The sequence below is a fragment of the Megasphaera sp. An286 genome (assembly GCF_002163455.1).
GTDB classification, from domain to species: domain Bacteria; phylum Bacillota; class Negativicutes; order Veillonellales; family Megasphaeraceae; genus Megasphaera; species Megasphaera stantonii.
Genome location: NZ_NFIY01000016.1, coordinates 16,693 through 37,255, shown reverse-complemented (window position 1 = coordinate 37,255; position 20,563 = coordinate 16,693). Strand labels below are relative to the sequence as shown.

The 20,563-nt window shown below is 54.6% G+C and carries 15 protein-coding genes and 1 other RNA gene; 13 read left to right on the top strand and 3 right to left on the bottom strand.

The window, feature by feature from the left end; translation table 11 throughout:
- Window positions 1-17 precede the first annotated feature (17 nt).
- The 7 genes from B5F80_RS08170 to B5F80_RS08140 all read left to right on the top strand — a co-directional run bounded on the left by B5F80_RS08170 (window position 18) and on the right by B5F80_RS08140 (window position 10,596).
- Window positions 18-1,442 carry a tRNA nucleotidyltransferase gene (locus B5F80_RS08170; RefSeq protein WP_087478335.1) on the top strand — a complete coding sequence of 475 codons (1,425 nt, stop codon included), beginning with the start codon at window positions 18-20 and terminating at the stop codon, window positions 1,440-1,442.
- Window positions 1,439-3,421 carry a penicillin-binding transpeptidase domain-containing protein gene (locus B5F80_RS08165; protein WP_087478334.1) on the top strand — a complete coding sequence of 661 codons (1,983 nt, stop codon included), beginning with the start codon at window positions 1,439-1,441 and terminating at the stop codon, window positions 3,419-3,421. Before B5F80_RS08170 ends, B5F80_RS08165 begins: the two co-directional genes overlap by 4 nt.
- 13 nt (window positions 3,422-3,434) lie before the next feature.
- Window positions 3,435-4,274, top strand: coding sequence for a bifunctional 5,10-methylenetetrahydrofolate dehydrogenase/5,10-methenyltetrahydrofolate cyclohydrolase (locus B5F80_RS08160; protein ID WP_087478333.1), 840 nt, complete (start codon window positions 3,435-3,437; stop codon window positions 4,272-4,274).
- A gap of 22 nt (window positions 4,275-4,296) precedes the next feature.
- Window positions 4,297-5,463, top strand: a complete 1,167-nt coding sequence (locus tag B5F80_RS08155) for a class I SAM-dependent methyltransferase (protein WP_087478332.1) — start codon at window positions 4,297-4,299, stop codon at window positions 5,461-5,463.
- A 193-nt stretch (window positions 5,464-5,656) separates the two neighbouring features.
- Window positions 5,657-9,190, top strand: a complete 3,534-nt coding sequence (gene nifJ, locus B5F80_RS08150) for a pyruvate:ferredoxin (flavodoxin) oxidoreductase (RefSeq protein ID WP_087478331.1) — start codon at window positions 5,657-5,659, stop codon at window positions 9,188-9,190.
- A 128-nt stretch (window positions 9,191-9,318) separates the two neighbouring features.
- Complete coding sequence (locus B5F80_RS08145) at window positions 9,319-9,894, top strand: histidine phosphatase family protein (protein WP_087478330.1); 576 nt, start codon at window positions 9,319-9,321, stop codon at window positions 9,892-9,894.
- Window positions 9,895-9,999: 105 nt separating this feature from the next.
- On the top strand, window positions 10,000-10,596 hold the full coding sequence (locus B5F80_RS08140) for a nitroreductase family protein (protein WP_198643554.1): 597 nt from the start codon (window positions 10,000-10,002) through the stop codon (window positions 10,594-10,596).
- 62 nt (window positions 10,597-10,658) lie between these two features.
- Here B5F80_RS08140 and B5F80_RS08135 read toward each other — a convergent pair whose 3' ends face one another.
- Both B5F80_RS08135 and B5F80_RS08130 read right to left on the bottom strand, forming a co-directional pair.
- Window positions 10,659-12,182 carry a lactate permease LctP family transporter gene (locus tag B5F80_RS08135; protein ID WP_087478329.1) on the bottom strand — a complete coding sequence of 508 codons (1,524 nt, stop codon included), beginning with the start codon at window positions 12,180-12,182 and terminating at the stop codon, window positions 10,659-10,661.
- 311 nt (window positions 12,183-12,493) lie between these two features.
- A complete protein-coding gene (locus tag B5F80_RS08130) occupies window positions 12,494-13,135 on the bottom strand; it encodes a lactate utilization protein (RefSeq protein ID WP_087478328.1) in 642 nt (213 codons plus the stop codon).
- Between the two features lie 375 nt (window positions 13,136-13,510).
- Between B5F80_RS08130 and B5F80_RS08125 the strand changes: the two genes are divergently transcribed.
- On the top strand, window positions 13,511-13,933 hold the full coding sequence (locus B5F80_RS08125; RefSeq protein WP_204246372.1) for a rhodanese-like domain-containing protein: 423 nt from the start codon (window positions 13,511-13,513) through the stop codon (window positions 13,931-13,933).
- 63 nt (window positions 13,934-13,996) lie between these two features.
- On the opposite strand, the gene ssrA is transcribed toward B5F80_RS08125, so the two are convergent.
- Window positions 13,997-14,349, bottom strand: a transfer-messenger RNA (tmRNA) gene (gene ssrA / locus B5F80_RS08120).
- 243 nt (window positions 14,350-14,592) lie between these two features.
- On the opposite strand from ssrA, the gene B5F80_RS08115 reads away from it, so the two are divergent.
- From B5F80_RS08115 to B5F80_RS08095, 5 genes are all read left to right on the top strand, one after another.
- Entirely contained in the window at window positions 14,593-15,348 is a 756-nt protein-coding gene (locus tag B5F80_RS08115) for a YdcF family protein (protein ID WP_087478326.1), read from the top strand.
- Window positions 15,349-15,486: 138 nt separating this feature from the next.
- Complete coding sequence (gene gap / locus B5F80_RS08110; protein ID WP_087478325.1) at window positions 15,487-16,515, top strand: type I glyceraldehyde-3-phosphate dehydrogenase; 1,029 nt, start codon at window positions 15,487-15,489, stop codon at window positions 16,513-16,515.
- 156 nt (window positions 16,516-16,671) lie between these two features.
- Window positions 16,672-18,195, top strand: coding sequence for a 2,3-bisphosphoglycerate-independent phosphoglycerate mutase (gene gpmI / locus B5F80_RS08105; protein WP_087478324.1), 1,524 nt, complete (start codon window positions 16,672-16,674; stop codon window positions 18,193-18,195).
- A 63-nt stretch (window positions 18,196-18,258) separates the two neighbouring features.
- Window positions 18,259-19,281: a sugar-binding domain-containing protein gene (locus tag B5F80_RS08100; protein ID WP_087478323.1), complete on the top strand. Its 1,023-nt coding sequence runs from the start codon at window positions 18,259-18,261 to the stop codon at window positions 19,279-19,281.
- A gap of 83 nt (window positions 19,282-19,364) precedes the next feature.
- The gene (locus tag B5F80_RS08095; protein WP_087478322.1) at window positions 19,365-20,546 is read left to right on the top strand and encodes a phosphoglycerate kinase; all 1,182 of its coding nucleotides are present in this window, start codon (window positions 19,365-19,367) and stop codon (window positions 20,544-20,546) included.
- Window positions 20,547-20,563 lie beyond the last annotated feature (17 nt).

Genomic DNA, 20,563 nt, shown 5'->3' with positions numbered 1-20,563 from the left:
GAAAGGGGGCGTCGGCTGTGGAACCTGTCGTACGCAGCGTGTTGGAGGCGTTGAACGAAGCCGGGTATGAAGCGTATATCGTCGGCGGCGCCGTCCGGGATTTGCTCATGAAGCGAAGGCCTCATGACTACGACGTGACGACGTCGGCCCGGCCTGAGGAAATACGGGCCGTTGCAGCGGCCCGGGGCTGGCATACGGCGGAGATACAAAGCGAGCGCTTCGGCATCGTCGTCCTCGTCGTCGACGGCATGACGATCGAAACGGCAACCTTTCGCGGCGAGGCCTACGGCGACGACGCCCACCGTCCCGAGCAGGTCTGGTATGCTTCGACGCTGCGCGAGGACGTGCTGCGCCGCGACTTTACCGTTAACGCCCTGGCTATGGATAAGGACGGCCATATTTACGACTATACGGGCGGGCAGAAGGACATCCGCAAGAAACGGCTGGCTACGGTCGGCGACGCGCGGCGGCGGTTTCAGGAAGACGCGCTGCGCCTGTTCCGGGCATGCCGGTTTACGGGGCAGCTTGATTTCCTTCCCGATAAAGAACTGATACAAGCGATGCCTGAGGCATTTCACCGCGTTGCCGGCCTGTCCGTCGAGAGGGTCGTCGGCGAAATCGACCGCCTCATGACGACGCCGGCGGCTTATAAAGGACTGGACGTGCTGGTGCGGACCGGTCTCGGCGCCTGCAGCTGCCGGCGCAGGGAAAACGGCGCGTATCAAGACGTGCCCATCTTGCCGGAGTGCAGCCATTTGCCGTCGACGCCCCAGTCGCGTCCCTTTCACCTGTTCGACGCCTGGTTTCATACGCTGGCCGTCGTGGCCCATACGCCGCCGGATTTGACTATTCGCTACGGAGCCTTTTTCCACGATGTCGCCAAGGGCATGCCGGGAATACGGGGCGTTCACAAAGGCCGCTATACGGACTACGGCCACGATGCCAAGGGTGCCGAAGTGGCCGAGGCTGTTTTGCTGAGGTGGCGCAAGCCGCCGGATTTTGCCAAGCGGGTAGCCTGGCTGGTAAAGACCCATATGAAATTTCATTATTTTGCCAATACGGGGCAGGGCGACGTAGATAAATGGCTGCGGCGCGAAGCGCTGGAAGGGCCATTTCGCCGGACGGACGAGCTGATGGAAGCCGTTCGGCAGGCGACGGCCGTAGCCTGCGGCGACGTCCTGGGCTGCGGCCATCGGGAAGCCGATACGAGCGGCACCAAATCGTTCGGCGAGTACATGGCCTTGTTAGCCAGCCAGATGCCGGTCGGCACGAAGGATCTGCGCTACGACCGGCGCATACCGGACACCTGCGGCCGCCGGACGGGAGAATGCCTGCGCGTCCTGCTCAAGCGCGTGCAGAATAAGGAATTGCAGAATGACGCCGACGTACTGGCTGAGGCGGCGGAGAAGTGGCTCAAGCGCCATACTGGAGATAGTACATGACGGAAGATAAGGATATCAAGCAATACAAAAAGATTCGAAAACGTATAGGAACGTGCGTATTGGTGCTGTTTGTATTCTGCGCTTTTATCAGCATGCGTCTCGTATATCTGCAGGTCGTCCAGCGGGGAGAGCTCACGGAGATGGCCGACAGCCAGGCCGAAACGGATCGAAAGCTCCAGTCGCCGCGGGGCACGATTTTTGACCGCAACGGCAAGGTGCTGGCCATCAGCGAAATGGCGAAATCCTTATACGCCGACCCGACGATGCTCAATAAGCCGCCTGCCGATATCGCCCGCATGCTGGCGCCGTATTTGCGCATGCCGGAGGAGGACATCCGAAAGGCCTTGGAAGAGGATACGGCTTTCGTGTGGCTGGAGCGGACTATGGACCACGAAAAATACGAAGGCGCGGCCCAGGTCATCAAGGAGCAGAAGCTGGAAGGGCTGCGGTTTATCGACGAAAACCACCGCTTTTATCCCAATAACGGCTTAGCCGCGCAGGTCATCGGGTTCGTCGGGGAAAACGACGAGGGCCTGGACGGCATCGAAATGATTTTGGATGAAGAAATACGGGGCAACGTGCAGACCTTCCGGCTCATGACCGATAAAAATAACATTCCTATTTTTGATTCGGCCCTGGAAAAGATACTGCCCGACAAGGAACGGTCTGTCCGGCTGACGCTGGACAGTACGATTCAATTCCTGGCGGAAAAAAGTCTGGACGGCATCATGGAGCGGAGCCGTCCCGAAGGCGCGGCAGTCATCGTCATGGACCCCAAGACCGGCGAAATCCTGGCTATGGCCAGCCGGCCCGGGTATAATTTGAACGAATTCGGCAAGGGAAGCGCCGAACAGTATCGCAACCGGGCCGTCGTCAACTTGTACGAACCGGGGTCGACGTTCAAGCCGATTATGGCCGCCGCGGCTATCGATTCGGGAAAATGGGATGTAAACCGCGTATATCACGACGTCGGGTATATTCAGGTTGCCGACCGGACGATTCAGAACTGGGACGAAGAGGGCCTGGGCGACGTTACGGTAAAGGATATATTGAAATTTTCTATCAATACAGGTATGGTTAAAATGGGGCTGACCACAGGCGGACAGACGATGATCGACTACGCCAAGCGCTTCGGCTTCGGCAAGGCGACGGGCATCGAGCTGGCCGGCGAAGGGTCGGGCATCCTGTTTGATGCCGACGATATGAGCGAAGTCGACGAAGCGACTATGGCTATCGGCCAGAGTATCGCCGTCACGCCGCTGCAGATGGTGCAGGCTTTCGGAGCCATCGCCAACGGCGGCCATATGATGAAGCCTTTTATTATCAAGGAAATCGACAATCCCGACGGCAGCGTATACCAAAAGACGGAGCCTCAGGAAGTCGGGCGGCCTATTAAGGAAGAAACGGCTTCGTTAATCAGCAAGATATTGGCGGAGGAAATTTCTTCCGGCGGCGGCCAGACGGCGAAGATTGATGGATACGAATTCTGCGGCAAGACCGGTACGGCCCAGAGGCTGGACCCGGTGCATGGCGGGTACGCCGAAGGGCAGTATATCGGTTCCTTCGTCGGGTTCGGCCCGCTGGAAGATCCGCAGTACGTCGTCCTCATCGTCGTAGATAATCCGAAAGGGGCCTATTACGGGGCGGAAGTGGCAGCTCCCGTATTTAAGGAGATGATGACGGACATCGTCCGCATCAAGGGCATCCGCCCGTCCCAGCCTGTAGCATGGATGATAGAAGCGGGCAAGAAGCCGCGCGAGCCGAAGAAGACGCGGGACATACCGCCGATTCATCGGACTGATGAAGGCGTCCTGCTTCCGTCTTTTATAGGCTGGGACAGCCGCGAAGTCAACGACTGGCTGAACGAGGCCGGCCTTGGCTTCGTACCGAACGGCACGGGACATGCCGTATATCAGGTTCCGCAGGGAGGAAGCTACGTTCCTCCGGGGAACAATGTCACAGTAACATTTATGCGTTAAAGGAGGAGTGGATGTGAAGCTGTTGGACGGAAAGGAAGTGGCTGCGTTTCACCGCAGCCGTATAGAGCGCCGTATCGCTGAGCTGCAGAAGGGGCACATCCAGCCGAAACTGGTTATCTTTTTAGTAGGCGGCGACAAGCCGTCGGCTATGTATGCCGCGTCTATGCAGAAGACGGCGCGTTCCGTCGGATTACAGGCAGATGTGTATCAATATGAGGCGGCGGTGCAGGAGGAGGATCTAATCGCCCGTATAGAACAGTGCAATGCTGACAGTTCCGTGTTCGGCATCTTGCTCATGATGCCCCTGCCGCCGCATCTCGACGCCCAGCGCGTCGTCAACGCGATCCGTCCGGACAAAGACGCAGACGGTCTTACGGACTGCAATGTGGCGCGCTTATTTACGGGGCGGCCGGCTTTTGTGCCCTGCACGCCCCAGGCCGTCATGGCGATTCTGGATTATTACGGCGTCGAGTTGGCCGGCAAGGAAGTCGTCGTCATCGGCCGGAGCGCCGTCGTTGGCAAGCCTTTGGCTCAGCTGTGCCTGGCCCGCAACGCTACGGTCACCCAGTGTCATACGGGCACGGCGGATTTAAAAGCCGTGACGAGACGGGGCGACGTCGTCATCGCCGCTGTAGGCAAGGCCGGGCTGGTTACGGCCGATATGATTAAGCCGGGAGCCGTCGTCATCGACGTCGGCATCAACCGCGTAGACGGCAAAACCGTAGGCGACGTTGCTTTCGACGAGGTTGCAGGCGTAGCCGGAGCGGTGACTCCCGTACCTGGCGGCGTCGGAGCGGTGACGACCATGATGGTCTTGGCAAACGTTATCGGCGGAACGGTGCACAGCATGTAAGATTTGAAGTGAGGTGGAAGAAATGCATATTTTGGATACGTTTTTAATTCATTATTTACATCGGTTTGACAAGTACTGCTTTACAGTAGAACTGCATGATAAAAAGTATACCATTGGCAGCGGTCAGCCCTTATTTAACGTCGTCATTCATAAGGATATTCCCAAGCGCGAGCTGCTGTCCTCTACGTCCCTGGCCTTGGGCGAAGCGTATATGCGCAAGGACTTGGAAATCGAAGGCGATTTGTTCACGGCCCTGCAGTGCATTTTGAGCCAGACCAGCCAGTTTTCCCTGGACAAGAGCGCGCTGAAGCGGATTTTATATACGCCGGAATCTAAGTCCTATCAGAAGCAGCAGGTTTCGTCTCACTACGATTTGGGCAACGATTTTTATCAATTATGGCTTGACCCGTCCATGAGCTATTCCTGCGCTTATTTCAAGCAGGAAGACGATACGCTCGAACAGGCCCAGCACAATAAGGTCCACTATATTTTGGAAAAGCTGCATCTGCAGCCGGGCATGAGCCTCCTCGACATCGGCTGCGGCTGGGGCTACCTGCTCATCGAAGCGGCGCAGAAATACGGCGTAAAGGGCTATGGCTGCACGCTGAGCCACGAACAGTGGAAAAAGGGGCAGGAACGCATTGAAGCACTGGGACTGCAGGGGCAGGTGCAAATCGACCTGATCGACTACCGCGACCTGATTAAAGAAGGCCGGACTTATGACCGCATCGTCAGCGTCGGCATGCTGGAACATGTAGGACGTTCCAATTATTCCATCTACATGGAAACGGCGGATCACCTGCTGAAGGACGGCGGCTTGTTCCTTCTCCATTACATCAGCGGCCTCGACGAAAGCGTCGGCAATCCCTGGATGCGCAAGTACATTTTCCCCGGCGGTACCTTGCCGTCGCTGCGTGAAATCATCAACGTTGCCTACAACTGCGATTTCCGGGTCATCGACGTCGAAAGCCTGCGCCGTCACTATTACAAGACCCTCATGTGCTGGTATGATAATTTCCAGAAGGTCCATGATCAGGTTGCAGCCGAACGGGGCGAAGAATTTGTCCGCATGTGGGATTTGTATCTCTGCGGCTGCGCCGCGGCGTTTTACATCGGCAACATCGACCTGCATCAAGTGCTGATGACCAAGGGCGTCAACAACGAATTGCCCATGACTCGCTGGTATTAATTTCATAAGCATAAAAAATGCGCTTTTCTTTATGTGAAGGAAAGCGCATTTTTTATGCTTATGCATGTATAAAACGCAAATGTCCTATGCTTGACTTTTATAATAAATGAGATTATACTGTAATTAAGTTAAACGTTATACGAATTTCGCGAAATCTATTGTGAGGCTGTTTATCAGAAAAGGAGTGTACTATATGATTAAGCAGATTATTAAAACCGTAGATGGAAATGAAGCAACGGCTGATGTAGCATACGCTTTTACGGAAGTAGCTACGATTTATCCTATTACGCCGTCGTCTCCCATGGCGGAGCATGTCGACGTATGGGCGGCTAACGGAAGAAAGAATTTGTTTGGCCAGCCGGTCAGGCTGGTAGAAATGCAGTCCGAAGCCGGCGCTATCGGCGCCGTTCACGGCGCGTCGGAAACGGGCAGCCTGTGTTCGTCCTTTACGGCGTCTCAGGGCCTCATGCTCATGATTCCTGTCATGCACCGCTTATCGGGCGAATTGAAGCCCGTCGTCCTCCACGTGGCGGCCCGTACGGTCGGGACTCATACCATGTCTATTTTCGGCGACCATTCCGACGTCATGGGCTGCCGCAATACGGGCTGGGCCATGCTGTGCAGCGCCAGCGTGCAGGAATGCGCCGATTTGGCGGCAGTGGCTCATTTGTCGGCGATTAAGGGGCACGTTCCCTTTATGCACTTCTTCGACGGCTTCCGCACGTCTCATGAAATCCAGAAAATCAGCATGCTGCCGGAAGACGAATTGAAAAAGCTGATTGATCAAGACGCCCTGTATGACTTCAAGCATCACGGCTTAAATCCGGAACATCCGGTCATCCGCAGCACCGTCACCAACCCGGACATGTTCTTCCAGTCCCGCGAAGCCAATAACTCCTGGTACGACCGCCTTCCGTACATTGTAGAAGACTATATGGACAAGATCAGCGAGCTGACAGGCCGTACGTATAAATTATTCAACTACTACGGCGATCCGGAAGCAGAGCACGTCGTCGTCGCCATGGGTTCCGTTACCGGTGCGATTCAGGAGGTCGTAGATTCGCTGAATGCCCAGGGCAAGAAGGTCGGCTACGTGCAGGTACACCTGTTCCGCCCCTTCTCGCTGGAACACTTCATGCAGGCTTTGCCGGAAACCGTTCGCTCCATTACCGTTATGGACCGGACGAAGGAACCGGGCGCCTTAGGCGAACCGCTGTTTGAAGACGTCTGCGCTGCTGTAGAACATACGGGACGCTACATTCCTATCATGGCCTGCCGCTACGGCTTGTCGTCCAAGGACGTGCCGCCGGCGTCGATTCACGCCGTATTCCGCAATATGGAATCGCTGCAGCCGAAGAAGCACTTCACCTTGGGCATCATCGACGACGTAACGCACCTGTCCTTGCCGGACGTACCCATTCAGATTGACGACCAGGGCACGGTAAGCTGCAAGTTCTGGGGCTTCGGCTCGGACGGTACAGTTGGCGCGAACAAAAACTCCATCAAGATTATCGGCGACAATACGGATATGTATGTTCAGGCCTATTTTGAATACGATACGAAGAAATCGGGCGGCGTGACGAAATCCCATCTCCGCTTCGGCAAGAATCCAATCCGCTCAACCTATTACATCAAGCAGGCTGATTTCCTGGCATGTCATAAACAGGCGTACATGGATTCGTACGACATCGTCAGCGAAGTAAAAGACGGCGGCATTTTCCTGCTGAACTGCAGCTGGAGCCCCGAAGAATTAGACCAGCATCTGAGCAATAAGGTAAAACGGCAGATAGCCGAAAAGGGACTGCGCTTCTACACGATTGACGCGACGAAGATCGCCGAAGAAATCGGCCTCGGCAGCAACCGGACCAATACGGTTCTGCAGGCTTCCTTCTTCAAGCTGACGGAGATCCTGCCTATCGAAGACGCCGTCCGCTACATGAAAGAAGCTATCGCCAAGACGTATCTGGCAAAGGGCGAAGCCGTCATTTCCATGAACCAGGCCGCCGTGGACCGGGGCATTACGGGCCTCGTCGCCGTCGACGTGCCGGGAAGCTGGAAGGACCTGCCGGCGGATCCGCCGAAAGCCGAAAGCGGCCTGCCCGATTTCATTACGAAAATCGTCGAACCGGCGAACGCCCAGCTGGGCGATACGATTCCCGTCAGCGAATTTGTACAGTATGCCGACGGTTCCTATCCCTTGGGCTCGACGAAATATGAAAAGAGAGGCATTGCTTCGACCGTGCCGGAATGGATCGTTGAAAACTGCATCCAGTGCAACCGCTGCGCTCTCGTTTGCCCGCACGCTGCCATCCGCCCGTACTTGGTAACGGCCGATGAAAAGAAGGCGGCTCCGGCCGGTTTTACGACGAAGAAGGCTGTCGGCAAAGGCCTGGAAGGGTATGAATTCCGCATGCAGGTATCGCCTCTCGACTGTTACAGCTGCGGCACCTGCGTCAACGTCTGCCCGGCTAAGGAAAAAGCGCTGGTCATGAAGCCTCTCGACACGCAGCGCCATGAAAGCGCAAACTGGGATTACGCCCAGACGATTGCGCCGAAGGATACGGGCCTCGATAAGTTCTCCGTCAAGGGCAGCCAGTTCAACCAGCCTCTCCTCGAGTTCTCCGGCGCCTGCGCAGGCTGCGCGGAAACGGCGTACATGAAGATTTTGACCCAGTTGTTTGGGCCGCGCATGCTCGTAGCCAACGCGACGGGATGTACCCAGGCCTGGGGCTCTGCGATGCCGAGCATTCCCTATACGACGAACAGTGAAGGCTTCGGTCCGGCTTGGTCCAACTCCGTATTTGAAGACAACGCTGAATTTGCCCTCGGCATGTCCTTGTCTATGACGCAGCAGCGCGACGATATCCGCATCAAATCGGAACAGCTTCTGCCGCTGACGGACGGCGCGCTGCACGACGCGATTCAGGCATGGCTCGACTCCATCGGTGTTGCAAACGAAGGCGAAGTCACGGAAGGCATCAGCCGCGCATATATTAAAGCGCTGAGCGAAGCTGAACTGACCGGCGAAGCTGCCGATCTGCAGAAATACATCTTAGCCCATAAAGAACATATCATCAAAAAGACGATTTGGATGTACGGCGGCGACGGCTGGGCCTACGACATCGGCTACGGCGGCTTGGATCACGTCATGGCTATGAACGCCAACCTGAATGTCATGCTCGTCGACACGGAAGTATATTCCAATACGGGCGGCCAGTCGTCCAAGGCTACGCCTGTCGGCGCAGTGGCGCAGTTCGCCGCGTCGGGCCGCAAGTTCAACAAGAAGGATCTGGGACGCCTGCTCATGACGTACGGCCATATCTACGTCGCCCAGGTCGCTCTCGGCGCCGATCCGAACCAGCTTATCAAGGCCATCAAGGAAGCGGAAGCCTACGACGGGCCTTCCATCATCATCGCCTACTCGCCGTGCATCAACCACGGCATCCGCGGCGGCATGGGCAACGCCCAGGAAGAAATGAAGCGGGCCGTAGACTGTGGGTACTGGCACCTGTATCGGTACAACCCCTCGCTGGAAAAAGAAGGCAAGAATCCCTTCATCCTCGACTCGAAGGAACCGAAGGAATCGTTCCGCGAATACCTCATGGGTGAAACGCGGTACGCTGCCTTGACCCGGACCTTCCCGGATATTGCCGACGAACTGTTCGCCAAGGCCGAAGAATTTGCCAAGAAGAAGTATGAAATCTATAAAGAATTAGCAGATAAATAACTCGACGATCCTTAGAGTATAGTATCTGTGACGACGGAGCTGCCGCGATGCACGAGGTGTCGCGGCAGCTCGTTTCATTTTATGGCTTCTCATGGTACAATACATACAAGAAAAGGCTGGTGATACGTATGAAAAAAATTTGGCTTATCCGGCACGGCGAGAGTATTGCCAATGCCGGCGAACCGACGCAGGACCATGCGGCTATCCCGTTGTCGGAAAAGGGGCTTCAGCAGGCCCAGGAGCTGGCTCTTGCCATCCCGTCGGCTCCCGAGTTAATCGTCACGTCTCCTTTTTTGCGGGCTCAGCAGACGGCGATGCCGACGATTGGACGGTTTCCACAGGCCCATACGGGGATTTGGGACTGCATTCATGAATTTGTGTATCTGGCGCCGGCGACCTGCGTCGGCACGACCTTTGCCCAGCGGCGTCCCCGGGTCATCGCCTATTGGCGGAAGCTGGACCCCGACTATGTCGACGGCGAAGGCGCCGAAAGCTACCGGCAGCTTATGGAGCGGATTCAGACGACGATAAGCCTCCTGCAGCGGCGGCCTGAGCAATTTATCCTCCTGTTTACTCATGCGCAGTTTATACGCAATTTCCTTCTGGCGTATGAGCATCCGCAATGGACGGCAGAGCAGTGCATGGCTTCGTTCCGGCGGAGCGAGCCGGTCCGCAACGGACAAATCATAGAAATCTTCATGTAAAATGTACTATCATAGTGTTGTTTTATGCTGTCTCCCATGATATGATGAAATCAATAGTAAAGAATAATTATTATTGCTTGAAAATCATGATAGGAGATGATCGGCATGGCCAATTTTATAGATGCCGTTAAGCAGAGACGGACGAATTATGCTTTGGGGAAAGAAATCCCCGTTTCAGAAGGGCAGATTGTAGAGACGATTCAGACGGTGGTACGGGAGGTCCCGTCGGCATTCAACATGCAGTCCGGCAAGGTCGTCGTGGCCCTCGGCGCCGTGCACGACAGGATATGGGATATTACGATGGATACGCTGCGTCCTATCGTGCCGCCGGCCAATTTTGCCGCGACAGAACAAAAAATCCATTCCTTCGCCGCGGCCTATGGGACAGTCTTGTTTTTTGACGACACGTCCATCGTAGATGACCTGGCCCGGCAATTTCCGACGTACGCCGATAATTTTCCCGTTTGGGCCCAGCAGGCTAACGGCATGATGCAGTTTGCTGTCTGGACGGCCCTGGCTGATTTGGGATTGGGCGTAAATATACAGCATTATAATCCCCTCATTGACGACGAAGTAAAACAGCTCGTCCATGCGCCGGAATCGTGGAAGCTCATCGCCCAGATGCCCTTCGGACAGGTGTTGGAAGCTCCGAAGCCGATTCAAAAAGTCCCTGTAGAAGAACGGGTGAAGATTCTAAGATAAGACGCCATATAAAAAACGCATTCGCAACGGTTGCTGCGAATGCGTTTTTTTGTATTGTTCAGTTAGCTAATAAAGAGTTGTCCGAAATATACGATACAGCCTAAAATAATGGCGTACGGAACGTATACTTTGATAATAGCTTTGAGGATTTCGCTGTCTTTTCCTACTAGGGAAATAGCGCCTACGGCGATGGCGATGCTTTGCGGCGAGATCATCTTGCCGACGCATGTGCCGGCAGAATTTGCCGCTGCCAGCCAGGCCGCGTTGGCGCCGATAGCTTTGGCGGCATCGGTCTGCAAGTTGCCGAATAATACGTTGCTCGACGTGCCGGAGCCGGTAATAAAGGTGCCGACAGAGCCGATAATCGGAGCGATGAAGGGATAAAAGTTGCCGGTTACGTCGACGGCCGTGCTGGCGATATCCGACGTCATGCCGCTGTAGCCCATGACCTTAGCCGTGGCGATAACGGCGATAATGGTGATGATCGTATTGCGCAGGCCGCGGATCGTTTGAAGCAGCACAAAGAACATTTCGCTGAATGAAGCCTTTTGTATGTATCCGCTGATAAATGCAGCCAGGAAAATAAGCACGCCCGGCGTAGCTAACCAAACGAAGGTATAAGGAGAAGCGCCGGGGCCGGTATATATGACGACGGAAGTTTTGATAGCGCTTAAGGGAACGTTGATGACAGGGACGAATTTAGAAGTCAGCAGAAGGAAGACGAAGATGAGGATAAAGGGCAGGCAGGCTAAGAATCCGCCGTGCAAGGGTACGTGGGCCGGATGGATGTCCATGTGGTACGTTTCATCCTGGGAAGGACGGTATTTGGAGTACAGGACGATGATGCCCATGATGACGACAGATGAAATCATAACGGCCAGCTCCGGACCCGCAACAGCTGAAATGAGCAGTTCCGGCACAGCCAGGCCCAAGCCGCACAGCAGCGTCAGCAGCGTTACGCCTTTTAAGGCCTTGATGGAGCCGCCGACGATTATGACCATGAGAAATGGACAGATGATGTTGAGAGGCAAGAGCTGCAAGCTGATGTAAGTAGACAATTGGACAGGGTCCAGGCCGGTCAAATTTGCCAGCGTGCTGGCCGGGATGCCGATAGAACCATATGTCGTCGGTACAGAATTGGCAATCAGGCAGAGCAAAATAGCCTTTACAGGATTGAAGCCCATGGCGACGAGCATGCTGGCCGGAATGGCAATAGCCGTGCCGAAACCGGCCATGCCTTCCATGAACGCGCCGAATCCCCAGCCGATGAGCAGCGCCAGGACGCGCTGGTCTTTGCTTACCGTCGTCAGCATGTGTTTTACAATGTCCATGGATTTTGTATATAACGTCAAATTATATGTAAAAATAGCGGCGATGATGACTAATAAGATAGGCCAGCAAGCTAATGCGACGCCTTCTAAAGCCGCCGTGCCGGCATGGAGCGCCGGCAGATGATAATACCAAAGCGCTACGGCAAAGGAGAGGAGCAAGGCAATAGGACAGGCCTTAAAACTTTGCATTTTGAGAAATCCCAGAGAAACGATGAGCCATAAAATAGGAGACAAGGCTAATACGAAGGTTAGCATAATACGTTCCATCCTTTCTTATAGTATGTGAAATTTTTCCCTTAAATAAGGAGAGATAGGAATGCGTTTCACGCTTAAAATATAGTTTCATTCGTTATTCGCATAGATAAAAATGAAAAACTATTCGTGAAAACAATAACTATATTCTACTATAGATTTATAGAATTAATCAATACATAATACGATTCATAAATGGCATGGATAAAAAAGGAGGTATACGCATTTGTCATAGGTATGCTAGCAGGGAATATAAAAAAGCCGCCATGTGCAATGACATGGCGGCTTGCAGCATCCAAAGGGACGCAGGATAATTAAAACCCGAGGTTTTCTCCGACGAGAATGACTTTGATGCGGCCGGCTGGGCTGCAGCGGCGCGTGCGGACGAATTGGTTGCAAATGCTGCCTTCGCTGTTGCAGTCGGCACACATGCCCGTGACGATGCACGGCGTCGGAGCGGCGAAGCGCTGTTTGTTAATGGGAGCGGCCACTGTGCGGGCCCGGACGACGGCGTCTTCCATGGTCGGCGCGACCTTGTTCATGCCGACGATGACGACGACCTGTTTCGGGCCGTATACCAGAGCGGCGACGCGGTTTCCGTTGCCGTCGATATTATAGAGCTGGCCGTCTTCTGTTGCGGCGTTCGTTCCCATGATGAAGGTGTCGCAGAGCAGAGCCTTGCGCATCAGCTCGACTCGTTCCTCCGGCGAGCCGGCGGCGTCACGGTCGATGACCTGGTAGTGCTCCAGCACATAGGGCCGCAGGCCGATTTCGTTAATAGAAACGGAACCGCCCCAGGACACGACGTGGTCTGCCGGAATGAGGGCCAGCGCTTTTTGCAGCGCTTCTTCCTTGGTGGGACAGTAATAGGCTTCAAATCCGCGCTTAGCAAAGTTTTCCGCTACTTTCGGGCCTTTCTTATCGTACATTACGTACATCATATCGGATCGATCCATAATAATAACCTCCTCTTAATACATACCTTTTGTATATATTAAGAGTAGCCTATTTTTTTATTCTTGGCAATGAAGATATTTGTCTGAATTCCGTAAATTTTTGATGCTGCGCGGCAATGCGCGCGTTGCGTCGATAGTTTCCTGAGACGGCTGCGAAGCGAAGTTCCACTGGTCGTGTTTTTAGTAGGATGGACCGATACCATGATGCTGGCAATGGGAGGAAAGAGGTCGACAAACATTTTGCATGGCGGCAACGGGCGTAACTGCGCAGTGCGGTATCGGCGTATCTGATGAGAAGGAGCCGTTTTGCCGTTGACATAGTAATTTTATACTTTTTATAATAATAGATATATTGATGCACAAGGAGTGATGAACATGAAAAAACTATTGGTATGTATTGCTATCGCAGCATTTTCAGCGGCCTCGGCCTGCCTTGCCGCTGATGGGCTAAACGCGGCTTCTGCGGCAGCGGCAGCCGTCCCGTATCGGACGCTGACGCCGCAAGAAGCAAAGCTGCAGATGGATCAGCAGACAAATCTCGTCGTCGTCGACGTGCGCACTCAGGAAGAATATGTGGCAGGCCATATTCCTTCCGCCGTGCTGCTGCCGGTAGAGCAGATTGAAGCGAAGGCTGATTCCGTCGCCAAGGTCCTGCCGGATAAAAACGCGGAAATCTTCGTATATTGCCGCAGCGGCAAGCGCGCCGGCCGCGCGGCAGCGGCGCTGACAGAACAGGGCTATACCAACGTCTACAGCATCGGCGGCATCATGGACTGGCCCTATGAGGTCGTAAAATAATCAAAATAGGAAAATAAAAAAGCTGATTACAGTGTATGATCCCCGTAATCAGCTTTTTTGGTATGGTGGAGATGAGGAGAGTCGAACTCCTGTCCGTAAATGCCGCCCCATGAACTTCTCCGAGCGCAGACCTTGTTTTATTGTCTCAAACAGTTGTCGTACAAGGACAAACTACGCTGTTCCAGCCTGTGAGTTTCCCACTGCGGCGGCCAGACCCATGCCGCAGGGTATCCCGCTAAGTGACGTCTGCAAACTGCCCGCAGGATTAGCAGCAAGAGACGTTAGCCGCGATTAGGCAGCTAAAGCAAAGTTTTGTTCTTTTGCGTTTAATTTAAAGGTTCACCGTTTTGCGGCCTGATGAAACGCCGGCTCGCTATTCATGATACAACCATCCACGTCGAAACCTTTACATCCCCATGGATTCATATAGTATATCATACCCTATGGGTTCTGACAATTCTTTATTTTTGACAAGGCGGCGAAACAGAAAGAGTATGCGGCAAAGAGTCTTGAAAGATTTGCAAATAAAATATATACTAGTTGCAGAAAATATGTTGATTTTTACGGAGGCTTTACGGGAAAAATACGTAATTTATGCTATAATAAATGTGTTAAAAAGCGTATTCTAATAAAATGCTTAAAGGAAAGGGGACGGCCCTTTGTTATATATTGTCAAATGGATCTATTCATGGCTGCTGCCGCTGGGCGGCATTGTCCTGGCCCTGGGGCTTCTTGCCGCGTATCAGCGGCGCCGCCAGTCGGCAGGCGTCAAATGGCTGGCCGCCGTCGTTCTCGTATTGTACGCCTTGTCGATTGCGCCGGTGTCAAATTGGCTGCTGCGGCCTCTGGAACAGCAGTATGAGCAGCCTGCGGCGCAGGCGCTGGACGGCGACGTCATCATTATGCTGGGCGGCGGAGTGCTAGCCGGCGTGCCCGATGTAGATGGAGAAGGACAGCTGAGCGGCGCTGCGGCCAATCGGTTTTTAACGGCCCTGCGCCTGCATCGTGCCCTCGGCCTTCCGCTGCTGCTGTCCGGCGGGAAGGTGATGCCCGACGACGCCAGTGAGAGCGCCGTCGCCAAGCGCATGCTGCTGTCCCTGGGTGCGGCGGAATCTATGATTTATACTGATGAAGAGAGCCGCAATACGGCGGAGAACGCCGCTTTTTCCAAAGCCATCTGCGAGGCCAACGGCTGGCGTCGCCCTATCGTCGTGACCAGTGCCTTTCATATGGAGCGGGCGGCCTATTTGTTCCGCCGCGAAGGCCTGGACATCACGCCGTATCCTTGCGATTACCGCGCCGGAACGGGAATATCTCTCTATTCCTTTGTTCCCCAGGCCAGCGTGCTGGCCGATTCCTGCCTGGCTATAAAAGAGTATGTCGGCTTGGCGGCGGCCAGGGCTGGGCTGCAATAATTACGGTGAAAAAAATATCGGGACAAATTTCGCCCAAGCTATTGCAAAAATGTACCCAGTGTGGCATACTATGGGTGTAAGGTGAATTAAACGAGTTAGTCAATTTGAATAGGTTTTGTAAAAAGGAGTGTATCGACAATGATTAAAGTTGGTATTAATGGTTTTGGCCGTATTGGACGCTTTGTTTTCCGCGCTGCCCAGACTCGCGACGATATCGAAATCGTAGGCATCAACGACCTCTGCCCTGTAGACTACATGGCATACATGCTCAAATATGACACGATGCATGGCCAGTTCGACGGCACGATTGAAGCCGACGTTGAAAACAGCCGCCTTATCGTAAACGGCAAAGCTATCCGCGTAACGGCTGAAATGGATCCGGCAAACCTCAAATGGGACGAAGTCGGCGCTGAATACGTCGTCGAATCGACAGGCCGCTTCCTCACCATGGATTTGGCTGAAAAACACCTCCAGGCCGGCGCTAAATACGTCGTTCTGTCCGCTCCTTCCAAACAGGGCGAAGACGGCCGTCAGGCTGATATGTTCGTATGCGGCGTAAACACCGATACATACAAAGGCCAGACGATCGTTTCCAACGCTTCCTGCACGACAAACTGCCTGGCTCCGATCGCCAAGGTCCTCAATGACGCGTTCGGCGTTAAAGAAGGCCTCATGACGACGGTACATTCCACGACGGCTACGCAGAAAACTGTCGACGGCCCGTCCCTGAAAGACTGGCGCGGCGGCCGTGCTGCAGCTGGCAACATCATTCCGTCCTCCACGGGCGCAGCGAAAGCCGTAGGCAAAGTTATTCCTGAATTGAACGGCAAATTGACAGGCATGTCCATGCGCGTTCCGACGCTGGACGTTTCCGTTGTCGACCTCACGGTCAACCTGGCAAAACCGGCTACGTACGATGAAATCTGCGCCGCTATGAAGAAAGCTTCCGAAGGCGAACTGAAAGGCATCCTCGGCTACACGGAAGACGCCGTCGTATCGTCGGACTTCCTCGGCTGCACGCTCACGTCTATTTTCGACGCGAAAGCCGGCATCGCTTTGACAGATACATTCGTAAAAGTCGTTTCCTGGTATGACAACGAAATCGGCTATTCCAACAAGGTTCTTGACCTCATTGCCGTCATGAACGACTACAACAGCAAAAACTAATTTGTAGCGACGCATTTCCCGACGGGTAAACAGCCTCCCGTTACAAATATTCAAGACCGAAATAGAAATACAATGAAAAGGCAGGGATTGCGAATTTCCCTGCTTTTTCTTTTCTTCACAGCCGGGCTGTAAAGGTAAAGAAGGAGATAGAAGTATATGACAAAAAAGAAACCTGTAATGCTGGTGATTATGGATGGATTCGGCTGCAGCGATATCCAAAAGGACAACGCCGTGGCGCAGGCCGATTTAAAGGTCCTGCCGGCTCTCTGGAAGGAATATCCTCACGCTCATTTAGGCGCGTCGGGTGAAGACGTAGGCCTGCCTGACGGCCAGATCGGCAACTCCGAAGTCGGCCATCTGAATATCGGCGCCGGCCGCATCGTCTATCAGGCCCTGACGAAGATCACCAAGGATATCCGCGAAGGCGCGTTTTTTGAAAAGCCCGCTCTTGTCGAAGCCATGGAAAACGTCAGGAAACACGATTCGGCCCTGCATCTGCTGGGCCTCGTATCGCCGGGCGGCGTGCACAGCAGCGAGCAGCATTTGTTCGGCCTGCTGGAAATGGCCAGGCGGTACGGCCTCCGCAAGGTATATGTCCATGCCTTTCTCGACGGCCGCGACGTGCTGCCCCGCAGCGCCGGCGAATACTTGCAGGAATTAGAAGATAAATGCGCCGAGCTGGGTGTCGGCGAAATCGCGACGATCAGCGGCCGGTATTACGCCATGGACCGCGACAAGCGCTGGGATCGGGTAGAAAAGGCGTACCATGCCGTCGCGCTGGGCCAGGGCCATGAAGAATCGGACGCGCAGACGTGCCTGAAGCATTCCTACGCTGCCGACGTATCCGACGAATTCGTCGTTCCGACGGTTATTCATAAACATCCTGTAGAAGACGGCGACAGCGTGGTATTCTTCAACTTCCGCCCCGACCGGGCCCGCCAGCTTACGACGGCTTTTGTCTGCGACGATTTCGACGGCTTTGACCGGCCGAAGAAATTAGACGTGTACTTCGCTACGATGACCCGCTATGAAGACGATTTGCCGGTTCACGTCGTATATGATAAGGAAACCATAGCCAATACGCTGGGCGAAGTGCTGGCCAAGGCCGGCAAGACGCAGCTGCGCATTGCCGAAACGGAAAAATACGCCCATGTGACGTATTTCTTCAACGGCGGCGAAGAAACGCCCAACGCCGGCGAAGACCGAATTCTCGTGCCGTCGCCGAAGGTCGCTACGTACGACCTGCAGCCGGAAATGAATGCTCCCATCGTCACGGATAAGGTCGTCGAACGGATTGAAAGCGGCGAATACGACATGATCATGCTCAACTTTGCCAACGCCGACATGGTAGGCCATACGGGCGTGTTTGAAGCCGCCGTCAAGGCGGTGGAAACCGTCGATACGTGCATCGGCCGCATCGTAGACGCCCTGAAGACTGTCGACGGCCAGCTGCTGATCATCGCCGACCACGGCAACGCGGAACAGATGGCTGATCCGGAAACGGGCTCGCCCTATACGGCTCATACGACGAACCACGTGCCGTGCATTTTAGTCAGCGAAACTTATAAGCACGCCAAGCTGCACGACGGCATTTTAGCCGACGTCGCGCCGACGCTGCTGACGATGGCCGGCATGGCCATTCCCGCCGATATGACGGGAAAATGCTTGATCGACCTTTGATGCCGCCGATGAACACAGTGGTTGTATCGGCGAAGCAGCAAATGTCTTTAGATGGAGGTAAAGATGGAACAAGACACGCTCAGTATCTTTCAAAAAATCGCGCCTGATATCATGGGGACGATTAAAGAACGATATTTGCTGCTGCGTCATATTTCCGACGCAGAACCGGTAGGACGGCGCACCCTGGCCGGCCTGTCGGGGCTGTCCGAACGGGTGGTGCGCTCCCATGTAGACGTGCTCCGGCGCAGCGGGCTGGTACGGTTTACGACCATGGGCATTTCCATGGAGCCGGAAGGAAAGGCCCTCATGCCGGATTTATTGGAATGCTTCCTGCGCCTGAACAATTTAGACGATATGCAGCGGCAGATACGGCAGGCCTTGGGCTTGAAGAACGTGTACATTGTTCCCGGAGACAGCGATACGGATAAGACGGCCTGTGAGGAGCTGGGGCGCAAGGGCGCGCTGCTGCTCAACGATTTGCTCGGCAGCGTCAGCATCGTGGCCATCAGCGGCGGCTCGACCATGGCGGAAATCGCCCGCATGCTTCCGGAAAGCAACGCCGGCGCGACCATACTGCCGGCCCGCGGCAGCATGGGGAACCACGTGGAATTTCAGGCGAACTATATCGCGGCTGCTGTCGCCGCCAAGACGCACAGCTCGTACCGCATGATTCACCTGCCTGAAGGCGTAAGCGAATCGGCCCTGCGGCTGATGTTCGAGTCGGACGCCCAGGCCAGGGAAAATGTCGCCATGACCTCCCAGGCCCAGGTCGTCGTCTTCGGCATCGGCCGCGCCGATAAGATGGCCAAGCAGCGGGGCATGACGGAGCATCAGCGGCAGACACTGGAAACGCTGGGGGCACGCGGCGAATCGCTGGGCTGTTACTGCAGCCTGGACGGGCGCATCCTGTACGGCAGCAACAACATCGGTATTTCCTTGAAAGATATAAAGCATCATCCCCACGTCATCGCCGTGGCCGGCGGAGCGAGCAAGGCCGAGGCGATCGTAGCCGTCATGCGCACGTGCCGGACGGGCATCCTCGTGACGGACGAAGGCGCGGCAGAAAAGATGATGAAAATGATTTAATACGAGGTTTTTCCAGCGTCTAGCAGACGCTGACGAGTATATATATATATATATATCGTTACGATATGGAGGAGGATTTTTCCATGAAACAGACAATTACAGATATTACAGTGGACAACAAACGGGTATTCGTCAGAGCGGACTTCAACGTGCCCCTCGACGGCGACTGCCGTATTACGGACGACACGCGCATTCAGAAAACGCTGCCGACGATTAAGTATCTGCTCGACCATCACGCGGCAGTCATCCTGGCCAGCCATCTCGGCCGTCCGAAGGGAGAAGCCGTTCCCAAGTATTCGCTGAAACCCGTTGCCGAACGCCTTTCCGAATTACTGGGAATCCCCGTAAAATTTGCTCCGGACTGCGTCGGCCCGGAAACGAAAGCCATGGCCGAAGCGCTCCAGCCCGGCGAAGTCCTGCTTCTCGAAAACCTTCGCTATCATAAGGAAGAAGAAAAGAACGATCCCGAATTTTCCCGCCAGCTCGCCGAATTGGCTGAAGTCGGCGTAAACGACGCCTTCGGCTGCTGCCACCGGGCGCATGCCTCCGTTGCCGGCATTACGGCGTACCTGCCTATGGCTGCAGGCTTCCTGCTGGAAAAGGAAATCCGCTTCATCGGCGGCGCCGTAGACAATCCGGCCCATCCCTTTGCGGCGATTATCGGCGGCGCGAAGGTTTCCGATAAAATCGAAGTCATTTCCAATCTCCTGCCGAAGGTCGACCTCATGATCATCGGCGGCGGCATGGCCAATACGTTCCTGGCCGCACAGGGCTACGGCATCGGCAAATCCCTCGTCGAAGCCGATAAAATCGATCTGGCGAAGAGCCTCATCGCCCAGGCTCAAGAACAGGGAACGAAGCTTCTCCTTCCCGTCGATGTCATGGTAGCAGCTGCCTTTGACAACGACGCCGACCACAAGGTCGTAGACGTTGCCGACGTGCCGGCCGACTGGATGATCCTCGACGTAGGCACGAAGACGCAGGAACTCTTTGCCAAAGAATTAGCTTCTATGAAACTTATCGTCTGGAACGGCCCTATGGGCGTATTTGAAATGGAAAACTACGCGAAAGGTACGGAAGCCGTTGCGAAAGCCGTAGCTGCTTCGGATGCCGTATCTATCGTCGGCGGCGGCGACTCCGTATCGGCTGTCAACAAGACGGGTCTTTCCGATCAGATAAGCCATATTTCCACCGGCGGCGGCGCGTCCCTGGAATATCTCGAAGGCAAGAAACTGCCCGGCGTCGAATCGCTGAGCGATAAATAATATACCATCATATTTCA